This is a genomic window from Microbacterium sp. LWH13-1.2 (assembly GCF_038397735.1).
Taxonomy (GTDB): domain Bacteria; phylum Actinomycetota; class Actinomycetes; order Actinomycetales; family Microbacteriaceae; genus Microbacterium.
The window spans coordinates 580,665-605,910 of the sequence record NZ_CP151635.1 but is presented as its reverse complement, the minus strand read 5'-3'; the positions used below and the strand labels follow the sequence as shown (position 1 = coordinate 605,910).

At 68.6% G+C, this 25,246-nt stretch carries 23 protein-coding genes and 1 riboswitch; of the genes, 17 read left to right on the top strand and 6 right to left on the bottom strand.

What is annotated here, in order from left to right; all coding sequences use genetic code 11:
* Nucleotides 1–8: 8 nt before the first annotated feature.
* The 3 genes from MRBLWH13_RS02705 to MRBLWH13_RS02695 form a co-directional block, all read right to left on the bottom strand.
* A complete protein-coding gene (locus tag MRBLWH13_RS02705) occupies nt 9–764 on the bottom strand; it encodes an ABC transporter permease (protein ID WP_341956783.1) in 756 nt (251 codons plus the stop codon).
* A gap of 1 nt (nt 765) precedes the next feature.
* Nucleotides 766–1,740: an ABC transporter ATP-binding protein gene (locus MRBLWH13_RS02700; protein ID WP_341956782.1), complete on the bottom strand. Its 975-nt coding sequence runs from the start codon at nt 1,738–1,740 to the stop codon at nt 766–768.
* Nucleotides 1,741–1,824: 84 nt separating this feature from the next.
* Nucleotides 1,825–3,696, bottom strand: a complete 1,872-nt coding sequence (locus MRBLWH13_RS02695) for an FAD-dependent monooxygenase (protein ID WP_341956781.1) — start codon at nt 3,694–3,696, stop codon at nt 1,825–1,827.
* A gap of 132 nt (nt 3,697–3,828) precedes the next feature.
* Here MRBLWH13_RS02695 and MRBLWH13_RS02690 point away from each other — a divergent pair, with 132 nt between their 5' ends.
* Entirely contained in the window at nt 3,829–4,530 is a 702-nt protein-coding gene (locus MRBLWH13_RS02690; protein WP_341956780.1) for an IclR family transcriptional regulator, read from the top strand.
* Between the two features lie 114 nt (nt 4,531–4,644).
* On the opposite strand, the gene MRBLWH13_RS02685 is transcribed toward MRBLWH13_RS02690, so the two are convergent.
* Complete coding sequence (locus MRBLWH13_RS02685; protein WP_341956779.1) at nt 4,645–6,024, bottom strand: MFS transporter; 1,380 nt, start codon at nt 6,022–6,024, stop codon at nt 4,645–4,647.
* Between the two features lie 153 nt (nt 6,025–6,177).
* Between MRBLWH13_RS02685 and MRBLWH13_RS02680 the strand changes: the two genes are divergently transcribed.
* The 10 genes from MRBLWH13_RS02680 (at nt 6,178) to MRBLWH13_RS02635 (ending at nt 15,499) form a co-directional block, all read left to right on the top strand.
* A complete protein-coding gene (locus tag MRBLWH13_RS02680) occupies nt 6,178–7,647 on the top strand; it encodes a fumarylacetoacetate hydrolase family protein (RefSeq protein WP_341958377.1) in 1,470 nt (489 codons plus the stop codon).
* Entirely contained in the window at nt 7,644–8,330 is a 687-nt protein-coding gene (locus tag MRBLWH13_RS02675) for a GntR family transcriptional regulator (RefSeq protein WP_341956778.1), read from the top strand. The genes MRBLWH13_RS02680 and MRBLWH13_RS02675 overlap by 4 nt, the downstream gene beginning before the upstream one ends.
* Nucleotides 8,327–9,823, top strand: a complete 1,497-nt coding sequence (gene hpaE / locus MRBLWH13_RS02670; RefSeq protein WP_341956777.1) for a 5-carboxymethyl-2-hydroxymuconate semialdehyde dehydrogenase — start codon at nt 8,327–8,329, stop codon at nt 9,821–9,823. The genes MRBLWH13_RS02675 and hpaE overlap by 4 nt, the downstream gene beginning before the upstream one ends.
* 14 nt (nt 9,824–9,837) lie before the next feature.
* On the top strand, nt 9,838–11,001 hold the full coding sequence (gene hpaD / locus MRBLWH13_RS02665) for a 3,4-dihydroxyphenylacetate 2,3-dioxygenase (RefSeq protein ID WP_341956776.1): 1,164 nt from the start codon (nt 9,838–9,840) through the stop codon (nt 10,999–11,001).
* Between the two features lie 38 nt (nt 11,002–11,039).
* Complete coding sequence (locus MRBLWH13_RS02660) at nt 11,040–11,825, top strand: fumarylacetoacetate hydrolase family protein (RefSeq protein ID WP_341956775.1); 786 nt, start codon at nt 11,040–11,042, stop codon at nt 11,823–11,825.
* Nucleotides 11,810–12,613 carry an HpcH/HpaI aldolase/citrate lyase family protein gene (locus tag MRBLWH13_RS02655; RefSeq protein WP_341956774.1) on the top strand — a complete coding sequence of 268 codons (804 nt, stop codon included), beginning with the start codon at nt 11,810–11,812 and terminating at the stop codon, nt 12,611–12,613. The genes MRBLWH13_RS02660 and MRBLWH13_RS02655 overlap by 16 nt, the downstream gene beginning before the upstream one ends.
* 59 nt (nt 12,614–12,672) lie before the next feature.
* Entirely contained in the window at nt 12,673–13,920 is a 1,248-nt protein-coding gene (locus MRBLWH13_RS02650; RefSeq protein WP_341956773.1) for an MFS transporter, read from the top strand.
* Between the two features lie 22 nt (nt 13,921–13,942).
* A complete protein-coding gene (locus tag MRBLWH13_RS02645) occupies nt 13,943–14,665 on the top strand; it encodes a DUF6882 domain-containing protein (protein WP_341956772.1) in 723 nt (240 codons plus the stop codon).
* A 72-nt stretch (nt 14,666–14,737) separates the two neighbouring features.
* Nucleotides 14,738–14,884 (top strand): hypothetical protein, encoded by a 147-nt coding sequence (locus MRBLWH13_RS02640; protein WP_341956771.1) that lies wholly within the window; start codon nt 14,738–14,740, stop codon nt 14,882–14,884.
* A 57-nt stretch (nt 14,885–14,941) separates the two neighbouring features.
* On the top strand, nt 14,942–15,499 hold the full coding sequence (locus tag MRBLWH13_RS02635) for a hypothetical protein (protein WP_341956770.1): 558 nt from the start codon (nt 14,942–14,944) through the stop codon (nt 15,497–15,499).
* Nucleotides 15,500–15,602: 103 nt separating this feature from the next.
* Here the strand turns inward: MRBLWH13_RS02635 and MRBLWH13_RS02630 are convergent, their stop codons facing one another.
* Together MRBLWH13_RS02630 and glyA are read right to left on the bottom strand one after the other, a co-directional pair.
* Nucleotides 15,603–16,481 (bottom strand): bifunctional methylenetetrahydrofolate dehydrogenase/methenyltetrahydrofolate cyclohydrolase, encoded by an 879-nt coding sequence (locus MRBLWH13_RS02630; RefSeq protein WP_341956769.1) that lies wholly within the window; start codon nt 16,479–16,481, stop codon nt 15,603–15,605.
* Nucleotides 16,478–17,752 (bottom strand): serine hydroxymethyltransferase, encoded by a 1,275-nt coding sequence (gene glyA / locus MRBLWH13_RS02625; RefSeq protein WP_341956768.1) that lies wholly within the window; start codon nt 17,750–17,752, stop codon nt 16,478–16,480. The genes MRBLWH13_RS02630 and glyA overlap by 4 nt, the downstream gene beginning before the upstream one ends.
* A 36-nt stretch (nt 17,753–17,788) precedes the next feature.
* Nucleotides 17,789–17,873: riboswitch (ZMP/ZTP riboswitch) on the bottom strand.
* Nucleotides 17,874–17,925: 52 nt separating this feature from the next.
* Here glyA and MRBLWH13_RS02620 point away from each other — a divergent pair.
* The 6 genes from MRBLWH13_RS02620 (at nt 17,926) to MRBLWH13_RS02595 (ending at nt 25,246) form a co-directional block, all read left to right on the top strand.
* A complete protein-coding gene (locus MRBLWH13_RS02620) occupies nt 17,926–19,437 on the top strand; it encodes a beta-N-acetylhexosaminidase (protein ID WP_341956767.1) in 1,512 nt (503 codons plus the stop codon).
* Nucleotides 19,434–20,600, top strand: a complete 1,167-nt coding sequence (nagA, locus tag MRBLWH13_RS02615; protein WP_341956766.1) for an N-acetylglucosamine-6-phosphate deacetylase — start codon at nt 19,434–19,436, stop codon at nt 20,598–20,600. Before MRBLWH13_RS02620 ends, nagA begins: the two co-directional genes overlap by 4 nt.
* A gap of 473 nt (nt 20,601–21,073) precedes the next feature.
* Nucleotides 21,074–23,083: a sigma-70 family RNA polymerase sigma factor gene (locus MRBLWH13_RS02610; protein ID WP_341956765.1), complete on the top strand. Its 2,010-nt coding sequence runs from the start codon at nt 21,074–21,076 to the stop codon at nt 23,081–23,083.
* A 30-nt stretch (nt 23,084–23,113) separates the two neighbouring features.
* Nucleotides 23,114–23,485, top strand: coding sequence for a YrdB family protein (locus MRBLWH13_RS02605; RefSeq protein ID WP_341956764.1), 372 nt, complete (start codon nt 23,114–23,116; stop codon nt 23,483–23,485).
* A complete protein-coding gene (locus MRBLWH13_RS02600) occupies nt 23,482–24,846 on the top strand; it encodes an FAD-linked oxidase C-terminal domain-containing protein (RefSeq protein WP_341956763.1) in 1,365 nt (454 codons plus the stop codon). The genes MRBLWH13_RS02605 and MRBLWH13_RS02600 overlap by 4 nt, the downstream gene beginning before the upstream one ends.
* Entirely contained in the window at nt 24,839–25,246 is a 408-nt protein-coding gene (locus tag MRBLWH13_RS02595) for an NUDIX domain-containing protein (RefSeq protein ID WP_341956762.1), read from the top strand. The genes MRBLWH13_RS02600 and MRBLWH13_RS02595 overlap by 8 nt, the downstream gene beginning before the upstream one ends.

The following is a 25,246-nucleotide window of genomic DNA, read 5'->3' as shown; positions in this document are numbered from 1 at the left end:
CCGGGTTCCTACTGCCGCGACCGGGAGCGCTGCATACCCATGGTCACCAGCAGCCCGAACAGTCCCAGCCACACGACGATGTTCAGGAGCAGCATCCACGGCTCGTCCGTCTGCCCCGTCGTGAGGACACCGTCGGTCAACGGCCAGCGACTGAGGGCGACGAAACCGTACAGGGGCGTGAAGCGGGCGATGTCGAGCATCATCCCGTCGAGCGGCATGAAGACATTGCCGAAGAATGCGAAGAACGTCATCGAGATCGAGGCCAGCGCCGCGGCGGAGTCCGAGCTGAAGAACAGGCCGACGCCGAGTCCGAACAGCCCGTACATCAGGCCGATCCCGAGGATGAGGGCCGCAGTGGCCACCCAGCGCCAGGCATCCTCGACCTGTGCGCCGGTCATCATGCCGGCGGAGAAGACGGCGACCAGTGCCAGCGCAGCGAAGGCGACCGATGTGAGCAGCTTCGTGAGTGCGTAGCCTGCGGTCGTCAGCGGGGTCATCGCGAGCTGACGACCCCAGCCCTGCTTCGCCTCCGTCGCCGCGAGCGAGGTCAACGAGCTCATCGCGACCGCCGTGCCGTAGGCGGCCATCGACGTCATCACGTAGAAGGACACGTTGCCATGGCCGGCAGAGAGCGAGCCGTAGCCCATCCCCGCGCCGAATAGCAGGTACATCGCGACCGGCATCGCCAGCGTGAACGCGAGCGTGTACGGGTTGCGCAGCTGACGGATGCCTTCAATGCGCAGCATGGTGGGTGAGACGAGCATGTCAGTTCTCCGTCAGGGCCGTGAAGGCGGTTTCGAGGGTGGCGGCGGCGATCTCGAGGTCGTGGGCGCCGTAGTCGAGGAGGATCCGGGCGGCGGCGTCCGAGTCCGCTGCGCGCAGGCTCAGCCGGTTCCCGTCCAGTCGCACGTCCACGACGCCGTCCGTGTCTTCCAACGTCGCAACGAGCACCGCATCGGCCGAGTCGACGGTCGCGGAGAGGCTCCGCTCCCCGAGACTCGCGCGCAGCAGCGCGGTGGGGGCGTCCGCGACGATCGCGCCGCGGTGCATCACCACCGTCCGGCGCGCGAACTGCTCCGCCTCTTCCAGGTAGTGGGTGGCGAAGACGATCGTGCGCCCGGCATCCGCATCCGCCCGCATGACGTCCCAGAAGTGCCGCCGGGCGGTGACATCCATACCTGCCGTCGGCTCATCGAGCACGAGGATGTCGGGGTCGGAGACCATGGCGAGCGCGAACTTCACCCGCTGCTGCTCTCCACCGGAGCACTTCGACACCCGACGGCGGGCGAGGTTTTCGAGATCGGCACGGGCCATGACCTCGGGCACGCGTGCGATGGCTTCTGCTCCGTACAGCGAGGCGATGAGGCGCACGGTCTCGCCCACGGTCAGGTCGCCCAGCAGACCGCCGGTCTGCAGCACCGCGCCGATCGCGCCGCTCGACGTGGCCCGCTCCGGCGTGACCCCGAGCACCTGCACGGTGCCGGTGCTGGGCTGTGTGAGCCCCAGGAGCATGTCGAGGGTGGTCGTCTTGCCTGCGCCGTTCGGCCCCAGCAAGGCCACGACCTCTCCCCGGCGGATCGACAGATCGACTCCGGCCACGGCCTGCACGCGACGGTCGCCCGAGCCGAAATGGCGCGTGACGCCGCGCAGGTCGAGCACGACCGGATCATCGTTCGAGGCGTTGGATGCCGGACGAGCGGCAGCCTGCGCCACCGGACGACCCCTGGAGGTGTTGTTCATGCCTCCAGCCTCGCGGAGGGGCGACGACGGCGCCGGAGGGCGGTGTCATCTCCTCGGCATGACACGTGTCATGCCGAGGAGATGTCAGGACGCGGGCAGCAACGCTCCCTCGAAGAACGCCGCCAGCTCATCGACGGCATCCAACGGCAGGATCGCGGAGACGTACTGATCGGGGCGCACCACGACCACGACGCCGTCTCGCGACAGTCCCCGCGCCTCGAAGATGTCGATCTCCGTCCACTTCGACGGCCCGGCGGCGTAGACCTTCTCCCAGTCGGTGAGACCGAGCGGACCGGTCCTCGGCTGGAACAGCGCGGGAGCCGACGTGACCTCGACCTCTTCGTACGGCTGCTGGTAGATCGCCTTGACGTCGAAGACGGCGTCCTGATCGGCATCCGCCGGCGTGAAGCGCGCCAGCACAGGCTCCGCCTGCGACGCCCACGCGTCGAGCGTCGCGGCATCCCGACCTCCGAATGCGTAGACGCGCCACCGTCCGTCGGCCTTGGCGTGGTGGCCGAGGTGCACGACGTTGCCGTCGCCCACCCGCACGACCTCTGCCGACTTGAAGCGCTTGCCGAGGGGGAACCCTGCGGCGAGCGCCTGGTGCGCGTCGGAACCCGTGATCATCGACGAGGTGTACTGGGTCATGAATCCGGAGGGGAACTCCGCGGTCGCGAGGTAGTAGGTCGCGAGGTCGCTGGGGTCGGTGATCTCCGAGGGCCTGCGCGCCATGAGCGTCGACCACTCCCGGTCGAAGTCGATGAGCTGCTGGGCCACCGGTCGGCGCTCGGCGCCGTACGTCGCGAGCAGCGCCTCGGGCGCCCGCCCGGTGAGGACGGAGCCGAGCTTCCACCCGAGGTTGAAGCCGTCCTGCATCGACACGTTCATGCCCTGACCCGCCTTGGCGCTGTGCGTGTGGCAGGCATCGCCCGTGAGGAACACCCGCGGCGTGCGGCCCGACCCGTCGATCACGTCGTCGAACCCGTCGGTCACCCGGTGCCCCACCTCGTAGACGCTGTGCCAGGCGACCTCCTTGACGTCGAGCGTGTAGGGGCTGAGGATCGCGTTCGCCTTGGCGATGATGTCCTCGATCGGCGTCTGCCGCACTCGGTGGTCATCGTCTTCGGCGACCTCGCCGAGGTCGATGTACATCCGGCTGAGGTATCCGCCCTCGCGCGGGATGTGCAGGATGTTTCCCGCCTCCGAGTTGATCGCGCACTTGGTGCGCCAGTCGGGGAAGTCCGTGTTCACGAGCACATCCATGACGCCCCAGGCGTGGGCAGCGCTGCCCCCGACGTGCGTTCGCCCGATCGCCTGGCGCACGCCGCTGCGCGCACCGTCGCAGCCCGCGACGTACTTGGCTCGGATCGTGCGTTCCTCACCCGCCCGCTCCCCCGCGACGTATCGCAGCGCGACCTCGACCGGGTACTCGCCCTCGTCGTGCACGGTCAGCCGCATGAACTCGACGCCGTAGTCGGGGACGATGCGACCGGGGCCGTTCGCCGCGGCCTCTGCGAAGTAGTCCAGCACGCGCGCCTGGTTGACGATCAGGTGCGGGAACTCGCAGATGTCGTAGGCGTAGTCGGCGGTCCTCGAAGTGCGCACGATCTCGTTCGGACGCTCGGGGTTCGGTCCCCAGAAGTTCATCCACCCGATGTTGTAGGCCTCGGCGATGATGCGCTCGGCGAACCCGAAGGCCTGGAACGTCTCGACGCTCCGCGGCTGGATGCCGTCGGCCTGCCCGAGCACCAGACGACCGTCACGCTTCTCGATGATACGAGTGGAGACATCGGGGTACTGCGACATCTGCGCGGCGAGCAGCATGCCGGCGGGGCCGGAGCCGACGATCAGGACATCGATCTCGTCGGGGAGGTCTGCGGGCCGCTCGGTGCCGATGCCCGCGGCATCCTTCACACGCGGGTCTCCCGAGACATAGCCGTGGTGGTGGAACTGCATCGTCGTCGATTCCTTCCGGACGTCACTGTCGGGTGTTGCCTTCGAACCACGTGTGTTCTATATTCGAACACGATGTTCTACTATTGAACACAGCTTAGGGACGCCCGTCTCGAAACGCAAGGGAGCGCACGCATGCCCGAAGGCACTCCGGCCTCACAGACCCTCAGCCGCGGCATCCGGATCCTCGAGGTACTCGCCGATGCGCGGATCCCGCTCACGATCGACGCGATCGCCGCCAGAATCGAGGTCCATCGCTCGGTCGCCTACCGGCTGCTGCGAACACTGGAAGACCACCGGCTCATCGGGAGAGACGCGTCAGGGGCCGTGACACTGGGCCCGCGCATGGCGGCGCTGGCTGCCGGCGTCGCCCACGACCTGCAGGCCGAGGCGATCCCCGAGCTGACCGCGATCGCGAACGAACTCGGCATGACCTGCTTCCTCGGCGTGCTCGACGGAGACGACTGCATCACGCTCGCGAGCATCGAACCTCGTCATACGATCGCGAGCGTCGCCCAGCGGCCTGGCGCCAGGCATCCGGTCACGGTGGGGGCACCGGGCAAGGCGATCCTCACGCAGCTCCCGATCTCGCAATGGCCGGGTGATGCGCGCCCGGCCCTGCACGCGGAGGTCGACGAGGCGCGCGTGCGCGGATTCGCGACGAGTCACGACGAGGTCATCCCCACCGTGCAGTCCGTCGCCGTGCCGCTCGCGCTTCGTGGTCAGCGCCCTGCGGCGATCGCGGTCGTGCACGTGGCCACCGACCTCGACGACGCCGAGATCGCGGCGCGTCTGCGGCGCTCTGCGTCGGCGATCCGAGAAGCCCTCGACGGTTGACGTCGTTCACAATTCAGCATGAATGGGAGACGGCAGATGCGTCGCCCCCGAAGAACCGGAGCGACGCATCGCCTGCACCATCATCGATGCTGAATTGTGGACGGCTGATGTGGATCAGACCTTGGCGAGCCCACGGATCGGACTCACGGACTGCTCCTCCTCGTGGTCCGGTCCCAGCGGGATCCCGGAGCGATCGCGCAGCAGCAGCGTCGCGATGAGGCCGAGCAGCGTCATGCCGGCGAGGTACCAGGTGACGGCCTGCGTCGAACCGGTGGCCTGCACGATGGCGGTCGCGATGGTCGGCGCGAACGCCCCGCCGGCGATCGCCCCGATCGCGTACGAGATCGAGACGCCCGAGAAGCGGATGCTCGCAGGGAAGAGCTCGGTGTACAGAGCCGCCTGAGGTCCGTACGTGAAGCCGAGACCGATCGTCAGGATCGCGAGCCCTGCGAAGAGCAGCCCGACATCGCCGGTGTTGACGAGCGGGAACAGCGTGAACACACCGACGAGCTGCATCACCCAGCCGATGATGTAGGTGGTGCGTCGACCGATGCGGTCCGACAGCCATCCGGCGATCAGCGTCGTGATGAGCCAGGTGACGGCGGAACCGGTGACCGCCCACAGCACGGGTCCGCGCTCGAGGCCGATCGGCCCCTCGGGGTTGGTGGCGTATCCCTGGATGTATCCACCGGTCGTCATGTAGCCGACCGCGTTGTTGCCGGCGAAGACGAGTGCAGCGACGATCACGAGCAGGAGGTGCTTGCGGAACAGCTGCACGATCGGCATGCTCGCCTTCTCCTTGCGCTCCGCGAGCTCGATGAAGACCGGGCTCTCCTCGACCTTCCGGCGCACGTAGTAGCCGACGAGGATCAGGACGACGCTCAGGAGGAACGGGATGCGCCAGCCCCACTGCAGGAACTGATCTCCCGGTGCGATCGCCGTCATCAGCGCCATCACTCCCGACGCGAGCAGCAGGCCGAGCGGCACGCCGATCTGCGGCGATGCGCCGAAGATCCCGCGCTTCGACTTGGGCGCGTGCTCGACGGCCATCAGCACCGCCCCGCCCCACTCGCCGCCGGCCGAGATGCCCTGCAGGATGCGCAGCAGCACCAGCATGATGGGTGCGGCGATTCCGATCGCCTCATAGGTCGGCAGCACACCGATGAGGGCGGTCGCGGCACCCATCAGGATCAGCGTCCACATCAGCACGGTCTTGCGTCCGAGCTTGTCGCCGTAATGGCCGGCGAGGAAGGCCCCGAGCGGGCGGAAGAGGAAGCTGACGCCGACCGTGGCGAACGCGACGATGGCGCTGTTCGCTCCGAGGGGCTCGAAGAACAGCTGTCCGAACACCAGGCCGACGGCCGTGGCGTAGATGAAGAAGTCGTACCACTCGACCGTGGTGCCGACGACTGTGGCGAACACGACCCGGCGCCGATCGGCCGTTGTCGCGATGGTTCCGGTGGGTGTGAACCCAGCCTGTGACTGCCCGCTCATAGGGGTGTCTCCTTTGATTGTGACCGCATTGTCACGGCTCGCTCGCGAGGTGATTCGAGTTGCTTGCCGAGGGGTGACACGATGATATATGATTTCGAATACGACGCACAAGGCGTCGATGAAAGCGCGAGGAGGCGCCCCGTGACGGCATCCATGACCCGCCCCGGCAAGATCATCGCGATCCACCTGAGCTACGCCTCCCGTGCGGATCAGCGAGGACGCAGGCCCGCAGCCCCCTCCTACTTCTTCAAGCCGTCCAGCTCCGTCGGCGTCTCCGGTGGCACGGTCGAACGCCCGGCCGGCACCGAGCTGCTCGCGTTCGAGGGCGAGATCGCTCTGGTGATCGGCACCGCAGCGCGGAACGTCTCCCTCGAAGACGCCTGGGCCCACGTCAGCGGGGTCACCGCGTCGAACGACCTGGGGCTCTACGACCTGCGCGCCAACGACAAGGGCTCCAACGTCCGCTCCAAGGGCGGCGACGGCTACACGCCTCTCGGCCCGGAGCTCATCGACGCCCGCACCGTCGATCCCGCCGCCCTGCGCGTGCGCTCCTGGGTCAACGGTGAGCTCCGCCAGGACGACACGACTGCCGGGCTGATCTTCCCGCTCGCGCAGCTGGTCGCCGACCTCTCCCAGCACTTCACGCTCGAGCCCGGCGACGTCATCCTCACCGGAACCCCCGCAGGGTCCTCCGTGATCGTCCCGGGCGACGTGGTCGAGATCGAGGTCGATGCTCCGGATGCCCCGGGCGCGCCGTCCTCCGGTCGGCTCGTCACGACGGTGACACAGGGCGACGTGCCCTTCGACGCGGACCTCGGGTCGCTCCCGACTGTCGACGACCTGCAGCGCACCGAAGCATGGGGATCCCGCGAAGAGGCGGGTCTTCCTGCCGAGTCGACCGAACCCGCCCTCTCCCCCGAGCTGCGCGCCAAGCTGCTCGAGGCGCCGACTGCCGGCCTCTCGGCGCAGCTGCGCAAGAGGGGGCATCATTCGTGCTTCATCGACGGGGTGGCCGCGAACATCCCGGGCAGCAAGATCGTCGGCACGGCCAAGACGCTGCGCTTCGTCCCCTTCCGTGAAGACCTCTTCAAGGCCCACGGAGGCGGCTACAACGCGCAGAAGCGCACGTTCGATGCCGTCGAGGCGGGCGAGATCATCGTGATCGAGGCCAGGGGCGACGCGACGACGGGAACCCTCGGCGACATCCTCGCCCTGCGCGCCGTCGCCCGCGGCGCCGCCGGCGTCGTCACCGACGGAGGTGTGCGCGACTTCGACGCGGTCGCCGAGATCGGACTCCCGGTGTTCTCGCGGGGCGCGCACCCCTCGGTCCTCGGCCGCAAGCACGTGCCGTGGGACTTCGACATCACCATCTCCTGCGGCGGCGCGACCGTGCAGCCTGGCGACATCATCGTGGGCGACAGCGACGGGGTCATCGTGATCCCGCCCGCTCTCGCCGCGCAGGTCGCGGACGACGCGCTCGCCCAGGAGGTCGAAGACGCCTGGATCGCCGAGCAGGTCGCGGCCGGGCACCCCGTCGACGGGCTGTTCCCGCTAAATGCGGAATGGCGCGCCAGATACGAAGCCGCGACGGGCGCAGGGTCCGACGCGGGAGCTCGGTCATGAGCACGATCGCGAACGCCAGCAAATCCGAGCAGGCCTACACATGGATCCGCTCGCGCATCTCGGGACACACATTCGGGCCCGGTTACCGGCTCGTGCTGGGGTCGCTGGCCGAGGAACTCGGCATGAGCGTCGTGCCGGTGCGCGAGGCCATCCGCCGCCTCGAGGCCGAGGGTCTCGTGACCTTCGAGCGCAACGTCGGCGCCCGCGTCACCCTGGTCGACGAGAGCGAATACGCACACACCATGCAGACGCTCGGGCTGGTCGAGGGAGCGGCGACCGCGCTCTCCGCTCCCCTGCTCGACGACACGATGCTCGACGCTGCCGAAGCCGTCAACGAGCGGATGACGCAGATGCTCGGCCACCTCGACGCCCACGCGTTCACCGAGCTCAACCGGCAGTTCCACTCGCTGCTGTTCGAACCGTGCCCCAATCCGCATCTGCTCGACCTCGTCCACCGCGGGTGGGCGCGACTCTCGGGCATCCGGGATTCCACGTTCGCCTATGTCCCCGGCAGAGCTCAGCACTCCGTCGAGGAGCACACGCAGATCATCGAACTGATCCGTGCGGGGGCCGACCCGCTCGAGATCGAGCTCGCCGCCCGCAACCACCGCCTGCGCACGAGAGACGCCTTCCTCGACGCGCTGCACGCCCGTTCTCACCACAACTCAGGAGACGAGTCATGACCGATTCCCGCATCCCCGCAGACCTCCCCGATCACATCCAGCACTACATCGACGGCGCGTTCGTCGATTCGGTCGACGGTGACACGTTCGATGTGCTCGACCCCGTGACGAACAAGACGTACACGACGGCCGCGGCGGGCAAGAAGGCCGACATCGAGCTCGCCGTCGCGGCCGCGAAGCGCGCCTTCGACGAGGGCCCCTGGCCGCGCATGCTCCCCCGCGAGCGTTCGCGCGTGCTGCACAGGATCGCCGACATCGTCGAGTCGCGCGACGCCCGCCTGGCAGAGCTCGAGTCGTACGACTCCGGTCTGCCGATCACGCAGGCCCTCGGCCAGGCCCGCCGTGCCGCCGAGAACTTCCGCTTCTTCGCCGACCTGATCGTCGCGCAGTCCGACGACGCGTTCAAGGTGCCCGGCAAGCAGATGAACTACGTCAACCGCAAGCCGATCGGGGTCGCCGGCCTCATCACGCCGTGGAACACGCCGTTCATGCTCGAGTCGTGGAAGCTCGGCCCCGCACTCGCGACCGGCAACACCGTGGTGCTGAAGCCCGCCGAGTTCACACCGCTCTCGGCCTCGCTGTGGGCGGGGATCTTCGAAGAGGCAGGGCTTCCCCAGGGCGTCTTCAACCTCGTGAACGGCCTCGGCGAGGACGCCGGAGACGCCCTCGTGAAGCACCCGGACGTGCCCCTCATCTCGTTCACCGGCGAGAGCTCGACCGGGCAGCTGATCTTCGGCAACGCGGCTCCGTTCCTCAAGGGCCTGTCGATGGAACTCGGCGGCAAGTCGCCCGCCGTCGTCTTCGCCGACGCCGACCTCGAGGCCGCGGTCGACGCCACGATCTTCGGTGTCTTCTCGCTCAACGGCGAGCGCTGCACCGCAGGATCCCGCATCCTCGTCGAGCGCTCGATCTACGAGGAGTTCGTCGAGAGGTACGCCGCGCAGGCGAAGCGCGTCAAGGTCGGCTACCCGCACGACCCCGCGACCGAGGTCGGCGCGCTCGTGCACCCCGAGCACTACGACAAGGTGATGAGCTACGTCGAGATCGGCAAGACCGAGGGGCGCCTCGTCGCCGGAGGAGGCCGCCCCGAGGGGTTCGACGAGGGCAACTTCGTCGCCCCGACCGTGTTCGCCGACGTCTCCCCCGACGCCCGCATCTTCCAGGAGGAGATCTTCGGTCCGGTCGTCGCGATCACGCCGTTCGACTCCGACGAGGAGGCGCTCTCGCTCGCGAACAACACGAAGTACGGCCTCGCCGCCTACATCTGGACCAACGATCTGAAGCGCGCCCACAACTTCGCGCAGTCCGTCGAGGCCGGCATGGTGTGGCTCAACAGCAACAACGTGCGCGACCTGCGTACCCCGTTCGGCGGCGTCAAGGCCTCGGGCCTCGGCCACGAGGGCGGCTACCGGTCGATCGACTTCTACACCGACCAGCAGAGCGTGCACATCACGCTCGGCGGCGCCCACAACCCGACCTTCGGCAAGAACTGAGCAAGGACCCTGCGGTGACCGACAAGACTGCGAAGACGCTGACCTCATCGGGCTACTACGTGAGCCAGGAGGCTCCGATCCAGACCGACGACCCCGTCCCGACCCCCGAGAGCACGCCGCCCGACGTGCTGCGCTGCGCCTACATGGAACTGGTCGTCACCGACCTCGCAGCCTCGCGGGTGTTCTACGTCGACGTGCTCGGCCTGTACGTCACGGAGGAGGACGACGAGGCGATCTACCTCCGCTCGACCGAGGAGTTCATCCACCACAACCTCGTGCTGCGCAAGGGTCCGATCGCCGCGGTCGCCGCGTTCTCGTACCGCGTCCGCGACACCTCCGACCTCGACCGGGCGGTGGAGTTCTACACCGAGCTCGGCTGCGACGTGCGCCGCAACCCCGACGGCTTCGTCAAGGGCGTCGGCGACTCGGTGCGCGTGGTCGATCCGCTGGGCTTCCCCATCGAGTTCTTCCACCAGTCCGACCACGTCGAGCGGATGTCGTGGCGCTACGACCTGCACATCCCCGGCGAGCTCGTGCGTCTCGACCACTTCAACCAGGTCACCCCCGATGTGCCTCGCGCCGTCAAGTTCATGCAGGACCTGGGCTTCCGCGTGACCGAGGACATCCAGGACGACGAGGGCACCGTGTACGCCGCCTGGATGCGCCGCAAGCCCACCGTGCACGACACCGCGATGACCGGCGGCGACGGGCCCCGCATGCACCATGTGTGCTTCGCGACACACGAGAAGCACAACATCCTCGCGATCTGCGACAAGCTCGGTGCTCTGCGCCGCTCCGACGCCATCGAGCGCGGCCCCGGTCGCCACGGCGTCTCGAACGCGTTCTACCTGTACCTGCGCGACCCCGACGGCCACCGCGTCGAGGTGTACACGCAGGACTACTACACCGGCGACCCCGACAACCCCGTCATCACGTGGGACGTGCACGACAACCAGCGTCGGGACTGGTGGGGCAACCCGGTCGTGCCCTCCTGGTACACGGAGGCATCGCTCGTGCTCGACCTCGACGGCAACCCTCAGCCCGTCGTGGCTCGCACCGACGACTCCGAGATGGCCGTGACGATCGGGGCGGACGGGTTCTCGTACACCCGCCCGGACGACGACAAGGACATGCCCGAGTACAAGCAGGGCGAGTACAAGCTCGGCCACCAGCTCTGATCGATCCGCCCGCAGGTTCAGCCACAGAGGAGACACGGATGCTGTCCGCAGACACCATCGCGCAGATCGCCGCACAGCTCGCCGACGCCGACCGGCACCACTCCGTGATCCCACGCATCACCGCGCGGTATCCGGAGGCGACGGTCGAGGACTCGTACGCGATCCAGGGCGTGTGGCGCGATTCGCAGATCGCCGCAGGTCGCCGCCTCGTCGGCCGCAAGATCGGGCTGACGTCCAAGGCGATGCAGCAGGCCACGGGCATCACCGAGCCCGACTACGGCGTCATGTTCGACGACACGGTCTACGAATCGGGCGCCGATATCCCCGTAGACCACTTCTCGAACGTGCGCATCGAGGTCGAACTCGCCTTCGTGCTCAAGCGTCCGCTGGAGGGCCCCGACTGCACCCTCGATGACGCGCTCGCGGCGATCGACTACGCGGTGCCCTCGCTCGAGGTGCTGAACTCGCACATCGAGCTCGAGGGGCGCACGATCGTCGACACGATCAGCGACAACGCCGCATACGGTGCGATGGTGCTCGGCACCGTGCACAAGCGTCCCGACGAGATCGACCTGCGCTGGGTGCCGGGGGTGCTCTCGCGCAACGGAGAGATCGAGGAGACGGGTGTGGCCGCCGGCGTTCTCGGACACCCCGCCACCGGCGTCGCGTGGCTGGCGAACAAGTTCCACCAGCACGGCGCACGTCTGGAGGCCGGGGAGATCATCCTGGCAGGATCGTTCACACGCCCGATGTGGGTGTCGCGCGGCGATCAGGTGCTGTGCGACTACGGACCGATGGGAACGATCGAATGCCGCTTCATCTGAGCCCCTCCTTTCGCGAGCAGCTCGCCTCCGCCGACCGTGCGTTGATCGGCATGTGGGCCTGCTCCGGCAGCCCGCTGGTGACCGAGGTCGCCGCAGGGTCAGGCCTCGACTGGCTGTTGATCGACATGGAGCACTCCTCGAACACACTCGAGTCGACGCTGCTGCAGCTGCAGGTCGTCGCCGCGTACCCGATCACCCCGGTCGTGCGCGTGCCGTCCAACGACACGGTGGTGATCAAGCAGGTCCTCGATCTCGGCGCGCAGAACCTCATCGTGCCGATGGTCTCGTCGGCCGAGGAGGCACGTGCGGCCGTCGCCGCGACCCGGTATCCGCCCGAGGGCGTGCGCGGTGTCGGCAGCGCGCTCGCGCGCAGCGCCCGCTGGAACAGGGTCGACGGATACCTGCAGGACTCGGCTCGGCACACCTCGCTGACCGTGCAGATCGAGACGGCCGCGGGAGTCGAGGCCGCAGCCGGGATCGCGGCCGTCGACGGCGTGGATGCGGTGTTCGTGGGGCCCTCCGACCTCTCGGCGTCGATGGGACTCCTCGGACAGCAGACCCACCCCGACGTGGTCAGCGCTGTCGAGCGGGTCTTCGCCGCAGTGAAGACCGCAGGCACGCCTGTAGGCGTCAACGCCTTCGACCCGTCAGCCGCCGATGCCTACATCGCCGCTGGCGCGGACTTCGTGGCGGTCGGCGCCGACGTGGCGATGCTCGCGCGGGCATCCGAGGCGCTCGCCGCCCGTTTCATCCCGGCATCCGACGACGCGACCCGCGCCAGCTACTGACGCCGGCGCCGCCCGGTGTGGTGGCAGGATTGACGGATGCAGCGAAGCGAGGCACCGTCATGATCCGCGCTCTCGCCGCGATGCAGGACAAGGGATTCCGCTGGTTCTTCCTCGCCCGCGCGATCACGCTGATCGCCGGGTCGATGTCGTCGATCGCCCTGGCCTTCGCGGTGCTCGAGATCGACAACGACGCCCGTTCCCTGTCGCTCGTGCTCGCCGCCTTCACGGTCAGCAACATCGTCTTCCTGCTGTTCGGCGGAGTGATCGCCGACCGGCTGCCGCGCGCGCTCATCATCCAGTCCTGCTACGTGATCGACATCCTCACCGTCGGGGCGATGGCGGCGCTCCTGTTCAGCGGCACCGCTACGGTCCCCCTGCTCGCGCTGCTGTCGGTCGTCAACGGCGCCTCCACCGCGTTCGTGCTGCCGGCGATGCAGGGGATCATCCCGCAGCTCACCTCCCCCGAGCATCTGCAGCAGGCCAACGCGATGCTGTCGTTCGTGCGCTCCGCGACCACGATCGGCGGCCCGATCATCGCCGGCATCGTGGTCGCTTCCGCCGGTCCGGCCTGGGCGATGGTCGTGCAGGGGATCGGCTGGGTCATCGCGATCCCCGTGCTCGCACTGGTCAGGCTCCCTCCTCCGGATCATGCGGGTGGCACCACGATGTTCCACGACCTCCGAGTCGGCTGGCAGGAGTTCTGGGGTCGCACCTGGCTGTGGGTGATCGTGCTCGCCTTCATGGTGATGAACGCGATCCACATCGGCGCCTGGGGTGTCGTCGGTCCCTACATCGCGAAGAACGACGAGCGCCTCGGGATCGCCGGGTGGGGGTGGGTGGTCAGCGCCGAAGGCGTCGGCATCCTGCTGATGACTCTCATCCTGATGTGGTTCCCGCTCAAGCGGCCGCTGCGCTACGGGATGATCGGCATGGCCGCGTTCGCGATACCACTGACCGTGCTCGGCATCCACCCCGCCGTGATCCTGCTGGCCATCGCCGCCTTCATCGCCGGGGCCGGAGCCGAGGTCTTCAGCACCGGGTGGAACCTCGCGATGATGGAGAACGTGCCGGGCGACAAGCTCTCGCGCGTCTCGAGCTACGACATGCTCGGAAGCTACGTCGTGATGCCCATCGGCACCCTCGTCTACGGCTGGCTCATCACGCACAGCGACGTCGAGACGGTCCTGATCACCTCGGGGATCCTCTACGCATCGATCGCGGCGGTGACCCTGCTGGTGCCGAGCGTCTGGCGCATGGGCCGCCCTGCGGATGCGGTGTCCGCGCGCCAGGCGTTGGCGGATTCATAGCAATCCGGGTGAGACTGGGGGCATGACCTTCGCCGCGCTTCAGCCGCTCGCAGACCGTGCCGCACTGTTCACCGCCCTTCGCCAGGATGCCCTGGCCACCGCGCTCGAGAGCCTCGGCGACAACCGCTGGGATGCCGACATGGCGGCTGGCACCCTCACCTTCACCTCGAATGCCGACGCCACCCGCCAGATCGTGACGCGAGCGCACCTCGTCGCGACGATCGCGCCCGGCCCGCGCTCGCTGCTCTGGGCGTGGGTGCACCCGCAGGGAGACTCCGCCGGTGTCGCCGCGCAGCTGCGCGACTACGGCACCGAGCACGGCATCGCCGAGCTGAGCCAGACCGAGCTGCCCTTCCCCGAAGACGCTGCGGGTGATGCCGGGTGGATCACGCGGGCCGCCCACACGGTCGGCGCCGTGGCCGTCGAGCTCACCGGTCGCGCGCCGTACTACCTCGCTCCGGTCGGCGGCGGCACGTACGCGGTGTTCCTGCTCGACGCCCCACTCCCCCCGCTCACCGTCGCATCCGCGGCGATCGTGCTTCCCCGCATCCTCTCCGGCCTCGCGATGTCCGACGCGCGCACCGCCGTGTGGGACGCGGCCCGCCTCGCCGGCTGGAACCTCACCTGGACCGACGAGTCGTTCTCCGGCGCGACGGTCGCCGACGCCTCGGGAACGGCGACCTTCCGCTTCGACGAGCAGGCGCGCATCACGAACATCGAGAGCAGCCTGCACCCCCAGGGCTGATCTCCCACCGAAGACAGCGCGTCAGCGACCCAGCCGCTGGCGCGCTGTCTTCGTTCCGGGGCCGACCGGTGCATGCGCGATGGCCGCGGCGAGCCCGAACACGGGCATGTCGACGTACACCGCCTCGAGGTCGGCGGCGTCACTCCCCCGCTCGCCCCGTGGGACTCCGTCTACGACGCGGTGGTGGATGCGGTCGAGCGGGCTTTCCCCGCCCGCTGAGCGCCCCGTCTCGCCTGAGAGGTGCCGCAGCATCGGGGAGTGTGGAATTCTGGTCGCATGAAGAACGGAATCGTCCGGTTCGCCGCCCTCTATGTGTTCAATGTCGCGGTGCTGCTGCTCATCGGCCTGCTGTCCTCGGGCGTCTCCGTCGGGTTCCACGCCCTCTGGGCCGCGGTCGTGCTGACTCTCGCAGCGCTGTTCGTGAAGCCGCTGCTCACCGGCGCGTTCCGCAAGGCGGCGGCCAAGTCCGCCGCCGACCGCACGAAGACCGGAGAGAAGGTCGTGCAGTACGTCCTCGTCTACCTCGTCGAGCTCATCATCTGGATGGCCGTCGTGTGGCTGAGCGGCGTCCGAGCCTCCGGATTCTGGAGCTACGCGCTTCCCCCGCTCTTCCTGCTCTTCGGCTGGATGATCTACGACCAGGTCGACGACAAGCTGCGGGCGAAGGCGGGCGAGCTCTACGACGCGGTTCAGGGCAGGGTGTCCGGCAAGAAGTCCGCGCCTGCCGCCGCAGCGCCCGGCTCCCCCGCCGCACCCGCCACCGCCGAGGCGCGCGCGGAGCTCGACGATGGCCTGACTCCCGAGCAGCGCCGGATGCTCGACGAACTCGGCTGATCGCAGACGGTCCCGATCTGCGGGCCTCCCGCCGGTTCGCGGACGAACCGGCGGGAGAGATCAGCAGATCGGGACCGGATGCGCAGATCGGGACCGATGAGGCTCAGAGGAGGCGTTCCGCCGCCTCGACGACATTGGTCATGAGAAGCGCGACCGTCATCGGGCCGACGCCGCCGGGGTTGGGCGAGACCCAGCCCGCGACCTCTGCGACATCGGGATGCACGTCTCCGAAGACCAGGTTCTTGCCCGTCTCGGGGTCCACCTCGCGAGTAACGCCCACATCGAGCACGGCAGCACCGGGCTTGACGTCCTCCGCACGGATGAGGTGCTTGACCCCGGCCGCGGCGACGATGACATCGGCCTCGCGCAGGTAGCGCGGCATGTCGACCGTGCCGGTGTGCGTCAGAGTGACCGTCGCGTTCAGGTCGCGCCTCGTCAGCAGCAACCCGATCGAACGACCGATGGTCACCCCGCGTCCGACCACCACGACGTGCTTGCCCGTGAGGTCGTAGCCGTTGCGCAGCAGCAGCTCGATCACACCGCGCGGCGTGCACGGCAACGGGGTGTGGATCGGGTTGTTGACGTTGAGCACGAGCCTGCCGAGGTTGGTCGGGTGCAGACCGTCGGCATCCTTCGCGGGGTCGATCCGCTCGAGGATCGCATCCGTGTCGATGTGCTTCGGCAGCGGCAGCTGCACGATGTACCCGTGGCAGTCGGGGTCGGCGTTGAGCTCGTCGATCAGCGCCTCGACGTCGGCCTGGGTGGCGTCGGCCGACAGCTCGCGCTGGATCGAGTTCATTCCGATCGCCTCGGACTGACGGTGCTTCATGCCGACGTAGAGCTGAGATGCGGGGTCGGCGCCGACGAGCACGGTCGCGATGCCCGGGACGACGCCCTTCTCCTTCAGCGCGGCGACACGCTCGGTGAGCTCGGCCTTGATCGCGGCCGACGCCGCCTTGCCGTCGAGGATCTTCGCGGTCACTGCTGCAAGTCCGGGTAGAGCGGGAAGCCTGCGGCGAGCGCGTCGACACGTGCACGGAGGGCCTCGACGTCGGCGCCGGGAAGCAGTGCGAGCGCGATCACGTCGGCGACCTCGGTGAACTCGGCGTCGCCGAAGCCGCGGGTCGCGAGCGCAGGGGTTCCGATGCGCAGGCCCGAGGTGACCATCGGCGGACGCGGGTCGTTGGGCACCGCGTTGCGGTTCACGGTGATGTGGATGTCGTGCAGCAGGTCTTCCGCCTGCTTGCCGTCGACCTCGGCGTCACGCAGGTCGACCAGCACCAGGTGCACGTCGGTGCCGCCGGAGCGCACTCCGATGCCGGCATCCTTCACATCCTGCTGCGACAGACGCTCGGCGAGGATCGCTGCTCCGCGCAGCGTGCGCTCCTGGCGTTCCTTGAACTCGGGGGTGCCGGCGAGCTTGAACGCGGTCGCCTTGGCGGCGATCACGTGCATCAGGGGGCCGCCCTGCTGTCCGGGGAAGACTGCCGTGTTGATCTTCTTCGCGATCTCGGGGTCGTTCGTCAGGATGAAGCCCGAACGGGGGCCGCCGATGGTCTTGTGCACGGTCGAGGAGACGACGTGTGCGTGCGGCACCGGGTTCGGGTGCAGGCCTGCGGCGACGAGGCCGGCGAAGTGCGCCATGTCGACCCAGAGCAGGGCGCCGACCTCGTCGGCGATCGTGCGGAAGGCGGCGAAGTCGAGAGTGCGGGGGTAGGCCGACCAGCCGGCGATGATGACCTTGGGCTTGTGCTCGACCGCGAGGCGACGCACCTCGTCCATGTCGATCGTCGAGGTCTCGGGGTCCACTCCGTAGGCGACGATGTCGTAGAGGCGGCCCGAGAAGTTGATCTTCATGCCGTGCGTCAGATGACCGCCCTGGTCGAGGGCGAGGCCGAGCAGTGTGTCGCCGGGGCGGGCGATCGCATGCAGCACGGCGGCGTTGGCCGATGCTCCCGAGTGCGGCTGGACGTTGGCGAACTCCGAGCCGAAGAGGTCCTTGGCACGCTGGATCGCCAGCGACTCGGCGACGTCGACCTCTTCGCAGCCGCCGTAGTAGCGGCGTCCGGGGTAGCCCTCGGCGTACTTGTTGGTGAGCACCGAACCCTGCGCCTGAAGCACCGAGACGGGGACGAAGTTCTCGGATGCGATCATCTCGAGGAACGTCTGCTGACGCTTCAGCTCGCGGTCGAGAACCTGAGCGATCTCGGGGTCGACCTCGGCGAGCGGGGCGTTGAAGTAACGATCGGTCATGACTTGCTCCTCTGACGACGGATTCGAAGGGGTATACCTATCGGCCCAGGCGCGCGGTCGAATTCCGTGGTCAGTCGCTCCCCGGTGGTAGTCCACCCAGACGCCAGTCGCGACGTGACAAAGCATAGCCGATTTCCCTGCGCTCCCGGCGCGGCGCAGGGTAGGTTTTGTTCATGGTCCTTCCCCATTCCATGCCTCTCGTCCCCCTGCCCGTTTCCGTCATCGTCGGCGATGGCCGGATGCCCCTCGCCCAGACAGCGCGAATCGTCGGCGACTCCGCTGTGGCAGCTCACCTGATCGATGCGATCGCTCGTCGCAGCGGCATCCGCCTCACCCGTTCCTCCGACGCGATGGGAGAGATCCGCCTCCGCATCGATGCAGAGACAGCAGCGCCCGAGGGCTACACCCTCACGGTCGCCGACTCGGTCGAGATCATCGGAGGCGACGAGGCGGGACTGTTCTACGGCGTGCAGACGCTGCTGCAGCTGCTCCGCGAGGACGACGACGGCTGGGCTTTCCTCCGGGCGGAGATCACCGACGCACCCCGATTCGCGCGTCGCGGCGTGATGCTCGACGTCACACGCCACTTCTTCTCCGTCGACGAGGTCAAGAAGTTCATCGACAGCACGAGCGCCCTCAAGTTCAATCACCTGCACCTGCACCTCAGCGACGATCAGGGCTGGCGCATCCACATCGACTCGTGGCCGAAGCTCACGGAGCTCGCGTCGTCCACCGCTTCGCTCGGCGCCCCCGGCGGCTTCTACTCGAAGGACGACTACCGCGAGATCGTCGCCTACGCCGCGGAGCATCACATGCTGGTGATCCCCGAGATCGATCTGCCCGGGCATACACACGCCATCGGTGTCGCCTACCCCGAGCTCGTCGAGGACCCGGTCATGAACGACAGCCTGCTCGCGGAGTCGGAGCGTCTCGGGCAGCCGCTTCCCGTCGCCGGTGAACCGTACCTCGGGTGGGGAGTCGGACATTCGAGCGTCCGCATCCATGAGGAGCGCACCTACGAGTTCGTGAGGGATGTCGTGCGCGAGCTGGCCGAGCTGACCCCTGGCCCGTACATCCACATCGGCGGAGACGAGTCGCTCGGCACGCCGCAGGCGGACTTCGATCTCTTCGTCGAGCGCGCGACCGCGATCGTCGTCGACGAGGGCAAGATCCCCCTCGCCTGGCACGAGGTCGGCGCTGCGAAGGACATCGCCGAGGGCACCGTCGGACAGTACTGGGGCAAGACGACCCCGGAAGGCACGCACGCCGCAGAGGCCGCGCATTTCGTCGAGCGCGGCGGCTCGCTCATCATGTCGGCCGCCGACGTCGCCTATCTCGACATGAAGTACTCGGCCGACTACCCGCTCGGACTCACGTGGGCGGCGATCATCGACGTCCGCTCCGCATACGAGTGGGAGCCCACCGAGGTGCTGGACGTCCCCGACACGGCGATCCTCGGCGTCGAGGCTCCGCTGTGGAGCGAGACCACCCGCACGATCGACGAGGTCGAGCGACTGGTCTTCCCGCGGGCAGCAGCACAGGCCGAGGTCGCGTGGTCCCCGCGCTTCGCCCCCGAGCGCGCCTGGGAGTCCTTCCGCGTCCGTCTCGGATCGATGGCGCCGCTGTGGAAGGCTGGTCGCGTCGATTTCCATCCCGCAGAAGAGATCCCCTGGAGCACGCGATGACACCCGATTCCTCCGCGACCGGTTCGCTCGTCATCCACTCGGCCCGGCTGGTCGACGACGGCGCGATCGTCGACGACGCCTGGGTGCGGATCGAGCACGGTCGAGTCGCGACCCGCGGCGTCGGCGACACCTGGACGCCCGCGGATCAGGTGGTCGATGCGACGGCGGTCGCAGGGCCGGGTGCGGTACTCACCCCCGGATTCATCGACATCCACGGCCACGGAGGCGCCGGAGCGTCGTTCGACGACGGCGTCGAGGCGATCCGCACCGCTCGTGCCCTGCACCGCGAGCACGGTACGACGCGTGCGGTCGTCTCGCTGGTGACCGCACCCCTCGACGACCTCGCGCTGCGCGTCAGCGACATCGCGGACCTCATGCAGACGGATGCCGACATCCTCGGGTCCCACCTCGAGGGTCCGTTCCTCGACCCCGCTCACCATGGTGCCCACGAGCCGACTCTGCTCCGGGATCCCGTCGGCACCGATGCCTCGCGCCTGCTCGAGGCGGGGCGGGGCACGATCCGACAGGTGACGATCGCTCCGGAACTCGCCGGCGGCCTCGACGCCATCCGGCTGATCGTCGACGCCGGCGCCGTTGCCGCCGTCGGCCACACGAGCGCGGATGCGGCGACCGCTGTGGCCGCTTTCGGGGCCGGTGCCTCGGTGCTGACGCATGCGTTCAACGCGATGCCCGGCATTCACCATCGCGCGCCGGGTCCCGTTCTCGCCGCGGCGGCCGACCACCGCGTGGTGCTCGAGGCGATCGCCGACGATGTGCACCTCGATCCGCACGTGATCAAGCTCGTGTTCGACTCCGCACCGGGGCGCGTCGCGCTCATCACCGATGCGATGGCAGCAGCGGGCAGCGCCGACGGCCACTACGACCTGGGAGCGGTCAGTGTGACCGTGAAGGATGGCATCGCCCGCGCCGACGACACCGGCTCGATCGCGGGTTCCACCCTCACGCAGGATGTCGCTCTGCAGCGGGCGACAGCTGCGGGAGTCGCGCTGCCCGAGGCGGTGCGCGCGCTGACCGCGACCCCCGCCCGGGCGATCGGATACGACGACAGGCTCGGGCGCCTCGTCGACGGCTTCGTGGGAGACGCGGTGCTGCTGGATGCGCAGCTGCGCGTCGTGCGCGTGTGGGTGGGCGACCGACCATAGGCGAACGCCACGCGCATCGACGCGCAGCTCTGCGTTCTCCGGTCGCGCTCTGCGTGGGTGAGGGGCCGCCGTTCCCCAGAGCGGCGGCCCCGTCACATTCCCCCCACGTCGAGAGCTGGTGGGCCGAGCGCTCCTCCCCCGAGGTGCCCGACCCACCATGCCGGTGCACTTACCCCTTGCACCAGCGCCTGAGCTCCGCCCCCCGGTGGAGCTCCATGGCTGTCTCTATGTGATGAGACGAAGGCGACCCCGATTCATTACGCGACTTCTCAGATTTTTTTCCGAAGTTCTCGTCGCCAAGCACCTGATTCCCCTCTGAACGGGGATTTAGTCGAGAAGACTCGCCCGGGCAAAGTTTCCGGCAAGGGGTGGCGACCCTGGGAGATTGGAGAGAGAATGGAAAAGACGCGTGATGGAAATGGGGTTCACGCGTCTCTTCATGTGGAGGCGCACTCGCGCTCCACGACAGATGGATGACAGTGGACCAGGACAGCATTTCGCACGAGGAATCGATCGCAGACGCCGATCTCGTCCTGCGCACCCGTTCGGGTGACGCGGCGGCGTTCGGAGAGCTCTGGAGGCGCCACTACCCGTCGGGGATGTCCGTCGCGCGGTCGATCACGTCGTCGATCGACCCGGACGACCTCGTGCAGGAGTCGTACACCCGCATCTATCAGGCGATCATCAAAGGCGGCGGTCCGAATGGCTCGTTCCGGGCCTACCTGTTCACGAGCATCCGCAACACTGCAGCCGCCTGGGGGCGGTCTCGCCGCGAGTCGGCGATCGACGAGCTCGACACCGTCGCCGACCCCGACAGCACCGAGCAGGCAGCCAACGAGGCCCTCGACCGCAGCCTGACCGCGCAGGCGTTCCGCAGTCTCCCTTCCCGGTGGCAGGAAGTGCTCTGGTACACCGAGATCGAGCAGATGAAGCCGCAGGAGGCGGGCCCGCTGCTCGGCATGAAGGCCGGCGCCGTCTCCCAGCTCGCGTTCCGCGCGCGCGAAGGCCTCCGCGAGGCCTGGATCCAGGCTCACCTGCGCAGTGCAGCAGCCGGCTCCGACTGCCAGTGGACCATCGAACACCTCGGCGCATACTCCCGCGGAAATCTGAGCACCCGCGACCACAAGCGACTCGAACTGCATCTCGACGAGTGCGCTCGGTGCATGATCGTCGCCGCTGAAGCGAAGGACGTGTCGAAGCGGCTGGCGCTCGTGCTGCTCCCCCTCGTACTCGGCGTGGCCGGTTCCGCCGGATACCTCGCCACGCTCCAGGGCGGCGGCACCCCGATCGTCGCACTCGCGGCGATGCCTTCGGGCGTCACCCAGGGCGCAGCAGTCGTCGCGGGCGGGGGATCCACATCCGGAGGCGTCGCCGGCGGTGCTGGCGGCTCGACCGGCGGCTCCGCCGGTGGAAGTGCGTCAGGAGGCGCCGGGGGTGCCACCAGCGGGGGCATCTTCAGCGGAGTGGGCGCGCTGGTCGGAGCCGGATCGGCCGCGCTCGTCGTCGCAGGCGTCGTCGCTGCGGCCACGATCATCCCGGGACTCGCCGGAGCGAACCCGGCCGCGTCTCTGCCGAGCGCCGGTGACAGCGATTCGTCGTCGATCAGCTCCGATGTCGGTCCTGACGACGCGATGGCCGAGGACAAGCCCGTGACCGTCGACGGCACCGAGCCCGAGAAGCAGCCCGAGCTGCCGCCGGTCGAGGCGCCCGTGACTCCGGAACCCGCAGAGGACACCGCTCCTGCGCTCGTGACCCCGGTCACGCCTGTCGCTCCGGTCGAGACGACGAAGCCCGCACCGCCCGTGGATCCTGGCACTCCGGAAGAGCCGACGGATCCGGAAGAGCCGACCGATCCGACCGACCCCACCGATCCCGGCCTGCCCGAGGGCACGCCCACCGTCGGCGAGACCGTCGTCTCGCTGGTCGGCACCGTCACCCATTACTCCGTGTCCGTGTCAGGCGTCCCGGGAGCTCGAGTGAGCTCGCTCGTCGACGGGAGCACCGACCACAGCGGAACCGACGTCCTCGACGCGGACGGCGAGAACCCGAATCTGGGGTACGGAGTGATCGACCTGCGTCCGTCGCTCTCGCAGCTCTGCAGCAACGCCACCGTCGACTTCTTCTTCTCGACCGATACCGAGAACGGGCCCACAGTGAGCACGACGCTCTGGGACCTCTGGGACCCCCGCGGCTCCATCGCCTTCGAACTCATCTGTTTCGTCGCGATCGATGTCGACACGGCCCCCGCTGACGCCACGCCCCCGATCGAGCCGGTGTCTGAGCCCGCAGAGGCCGCGACTCCGGTCGAGGCCGCGGCACCGGCTCCGGTCGAGGCCGCGGCACCGGCTCCGGTCGTGGAAGAGGCTCCGGTCGAGGCGCCCTCGCCGGTCGAGGCGCCTGCACCCGCACCGGTTCCGGAAGAGAACGTCGCCGTCGTGAACGAGCTCGTCGCCGTCGTAGACGAGGCCGCACCCGCGCTCTGACCCGCTGTCCGCGGCGAATAGACTGGATCCATGCCACAGGATCCCGCCTCAGTACCCGGCGTCGACCGCCCGAACTTCACTGCCCTCGACATCGTCCGCTCGATCGTCCTGGTCGTCGCCATCGGCACTCTCGCTCTGTGGGGCTTCGCCCTGTGGTCGTTCCCCTGGAACATCGTGATCGGCATCGGCGCTCCCGTCGTCGTGATCCTGGTCTGGGCGCTCTTCCTGTCGCCTCGTCCGGTGCTGCGGCTGCACCCGTTCCTCCGTGCGGCAGCCGAACTGCTGATCTACGTCGGAGTGACGATCGCCTGGTGGCTGATGGAGCAGCCGATCATCGGCATCGCCTTCGCCGTGGTCGCCGTCGGAGCCGGCGTGGTGAGCGGTCGGCGCCGCATCGCATGAGCGCGCTCGATCAGCTGACCGCTGCTCTCGGCGAGCTCGTCGACACGACCTCGGCCACACTCGATGACGCTCGCGCCGACAGGTCCGGACATGCCGCCCCCGGCCGCCCGCTGGCGGTCGTGCACGCCGAGACCGTCGAGCATGTCCAGAGTGTGATGCGCATCGCGACCGAGACTCGCACGCCCGTCGTCGTTCGCGGAGCAGGAACAGGCCTCGCCGGTGCTGCGAACGGCGGTGAGGGCGAGATCGTCCTCTCCACCCGGCGCATGACCGCGATCCACGAGATCCGCGCCGACGATCTGCTCGCGGTGGTCGAACCCGGCATCCTCAATGCCGACCTCAACGACGTGCTCGCCGAGCACGGCCTGTGGTGGGCGCCCGACCCCGCGAGCCGAGCGATCTCGACCGTGGGCGGCAACATCGCCACCGGTGCGGGCGGTCTCCTGTGCGCGAAGTACGGTGTGGTTCGCGATGCGGTGCTCGGCCTCGACCTGGTGCTCGCAGACGGACGTCTGCTGCACCTCGGCCATCGCAGCGTCAAGGGTGTGACCGGACTCGATCTCACCTCGCTCGTGATCGGCTCCGAGGGCACGCTCGGCGTCGTCGTCGGCGCGACCCTGAAGCTGCGTCGGCTCGTCGAGGGCACGACCTGCACCGTCACCGCGACCTTCCCCGATGTCCGCTCCGCCGCAGCCGCCTCTGCCGCCGTGACCGCTTCGGGCGTGCAGCCCGCGATCATGGAGCTCATGGATGCGGCGAGCCTGGATGCCGTCGCCGCCCTGCTCGATCTCCCCTCCCCCGCTGCCGGCAGCGCCCAGCTGACCATCCAGACCGACGGGCCCGCGGCCGAAGCCGAGGCCACGACGATCGAGGCGATCCTCTCGGCACACCACGGTGTGACGCAGGTCTCCCACGACCGTGAAGAGGGCGAGCGCCTGCTGGCCATCCGCCGTGCCATGCATCCGGCCATGTCCGCTCTCGGCACGACCCTCATCGAGGACGTGTCGGTGCCCCGCAGCGCCATGCCGGCGATGTTCGACGAGATCGCCCGAATCGAGAAGGCCTACTCGATGAGCATCCCGACCGTGGCGCATGCCGGTGACGGCAACCTGCACCCCAACTTCATCTTCGAAGGTGCAGAGCCTCCCGCCGAGGTGTGGGCGGCCGCAGACGAGCTGTTCCGCGCCGCGATCGCTCTCGGCGGCACCCTCACCGGCGAGCACGGGATCGGGACGCTGAAGAGCCGCTGGCTGGCCGACGAGCTCGGCGACGACCAGTGGGAGCTGCAGCGGCAGATCACCCGCGTGTTCGACCCGCTCGGCATCCTGAACCCCGGCAAGGTCTTCGCGGTCGATGCCTGACATCCACGTCAGCGCAGCGGTGATCGTCGACGACGCGGGCCGGGTGCTGGTCGTGCGCAAACAGGGCACGACGCGGTTCATGCAACCGGGAGGCAAGCCCGAACCGGGCGAGACTCCGTCGCAGACGTTGATCCGCGAGCTGCACGAGGAGCTCGGGCTGCGACTTGACGAGGGCGACCTCGAGCCGTTGGGCACGTTCGTCTCCGAGGCCGCGAACGAACCGGGTCACCGCGTCGTCGCGGAGGCGTTCTCCGTGTCGATCGCGGCAGCAGAGGTCACGGTGCAGGCCGAACTCGCCGAGCTCCGCTGGATCACCCCGGACGACGCCGAGACGCTGCCTCTCGCCCCGCTCAGCGTGGAGCACCTGCTCCCCCTCGCATGGCCCTCGTCAGGGCGCTGA

Bases quoted from the DNA above. Each gene is read 5' to 3' on its own strand.
- MRBLWH13_RS02655 (WP_341956774.1), top strand. From the start codon at position 11,810: ATGCCGCTTCATCTGAGCCCCTCCTTTCGCGAGCAGCTCGCCTCCGCC.
- MRBLWH13_RS02600 (WP_341956763.1), top strand. From the start codon at position 23,482: ATGAGCGCGCTCGATCAGCTGACCGCTGCTCTCGGCGAGCTCGTCGAC.
- nagA (WP_341956766.1), top strand. From the start codon at position 19,434: ATGACACCCGATTCCTCCGCGACCGGTTCGCTCGTCATCCACTCGGCC.
- MRBLWH13_RS02635 (WP_341956770.1), top strand. From the start codon at position 14,942: ATGAAGAACGGAATCGTCCGGTTCGCCGCCCTCTATGTGTTCAATGTC.
- MRBLWH13_RS02695 (WP_341956781.1), bottom strand. From the start codon at position 3,696: ATGCAGTTCCACCACCACGGCTATGTCTCGGGAGACCCGCGTGTGAAG.
- MRBLWH13_RS02680 (WP_341958377.1), top strand. From the start codon at position 6,178: ATGACCCGCCCCGGCAAGATCATCGCGATCCACCTGAGCTACGCCTCC.
- MRBLWH13_RS02675 (WP_341956778.1), top strand. From the start codon at position 7,644: ATGAGCACGATCGCGAACGCCAGCAAATCCGAGCAGGCCTACACATGG.
- MRBLWH13_RS02650 (WP_341956773.1), top strand. From the start codon at position 12,673: ATGATCCGCGCTCTCGCCGCGATGCAGGACAAGGGATTCCGCTGGTTC.
- MRBLWH13_RS02700 (WP_341956782.1), bottom strand. From the start codon at position 1,740: ATGAACAACACCTCCAGGGGTCGTCCGGTGGCGCAGGCTGCCGCTCGT.
- MRBLWH13_RS02660 (WP_341956775.1), top strand. From the start codon at position 11,040: ATGCTGTCCGCAGACACCATCGCGCAGATCGCCGCACAGCTCGCCGAC.
- MRBLWH13_RS02620 (WP_341956767.1), top strand. From the start codon at position 17,926: ATGGTCCTTCCCCATTCCATGCCTCTCGTCCCCCTGCCCGTTTCCGTC.
- MRBLWH13_RS02640 (WP_341956771.1), top strand. From the start codon at position 14,738: ATGCGCGATGGCCGCGGCGAGCCCGAACACGGGCATGTCGACGTACAC.
- MRBLWH13_RS02610 (WP_341956765.1), top strand. From the start codon at position 21,074: ATGACAGTGGACCAGGACAGCATTTCGCACGAGGAATCGATCGCAGAC.
- MRBLWH13_RS02705 (WP_341956783.1), bottom strand. From the start codon at position 764: ATGCTCGTCTCACCCACCATGCTGCGCATTGAAGGCATCCGTCAGCTG.
- MRBLWH13_RS02690 (WP_341956780.1), top strand. From the start codon at position 3,829: ATGCCCGAAGGCACTCCGGCCTCACAGACCCTCAGCCGCGGCATCCGG.
- MRBLWH13_RS02685 (WP_341956779.1), bottom strand. From the start codon at position 6,024: ATGAGCGGGCAGTCACAGGCTGGGTTCACACCCACCGGAACCATCGCG.
- MRBLWH13_RS02645 (WP_341956772.1), top strand. From the start codon at position 13,943: ATGACCTTCGCCGCGCTTCAGCCGCTCGCAGACCGTGCCGCACTGTTC.
- MRBLWH13_RS02595 (WP_341956762.1), top strand. From the start codon at position 24,839: ATGCCTGACATCCACGTCAGCGCAGCGGTGATCGTCGACGACGCGGGC.
- glyA (WP_341956768.1), bottom strand. From the start codon at position 17,752: ATGACCGATCGTTACTTCAACGCCCCGCTCGCCGAGGTCGACCCCGAG.
- hpaE (WP_341956777.1), top strand. From the start codon at position 8,327: ATGACCGATTCCCGCATCCCCGCAGACCTCCCCGATCACATCCAGCAC.
- MRBLWH13_RS02605 (WP_341956764.1), top strand. From the start codon at position 23,114: ATGCCACAGGATCCCGCCTCAGTACCCGGCGTCGACCGCCCGAACTTC.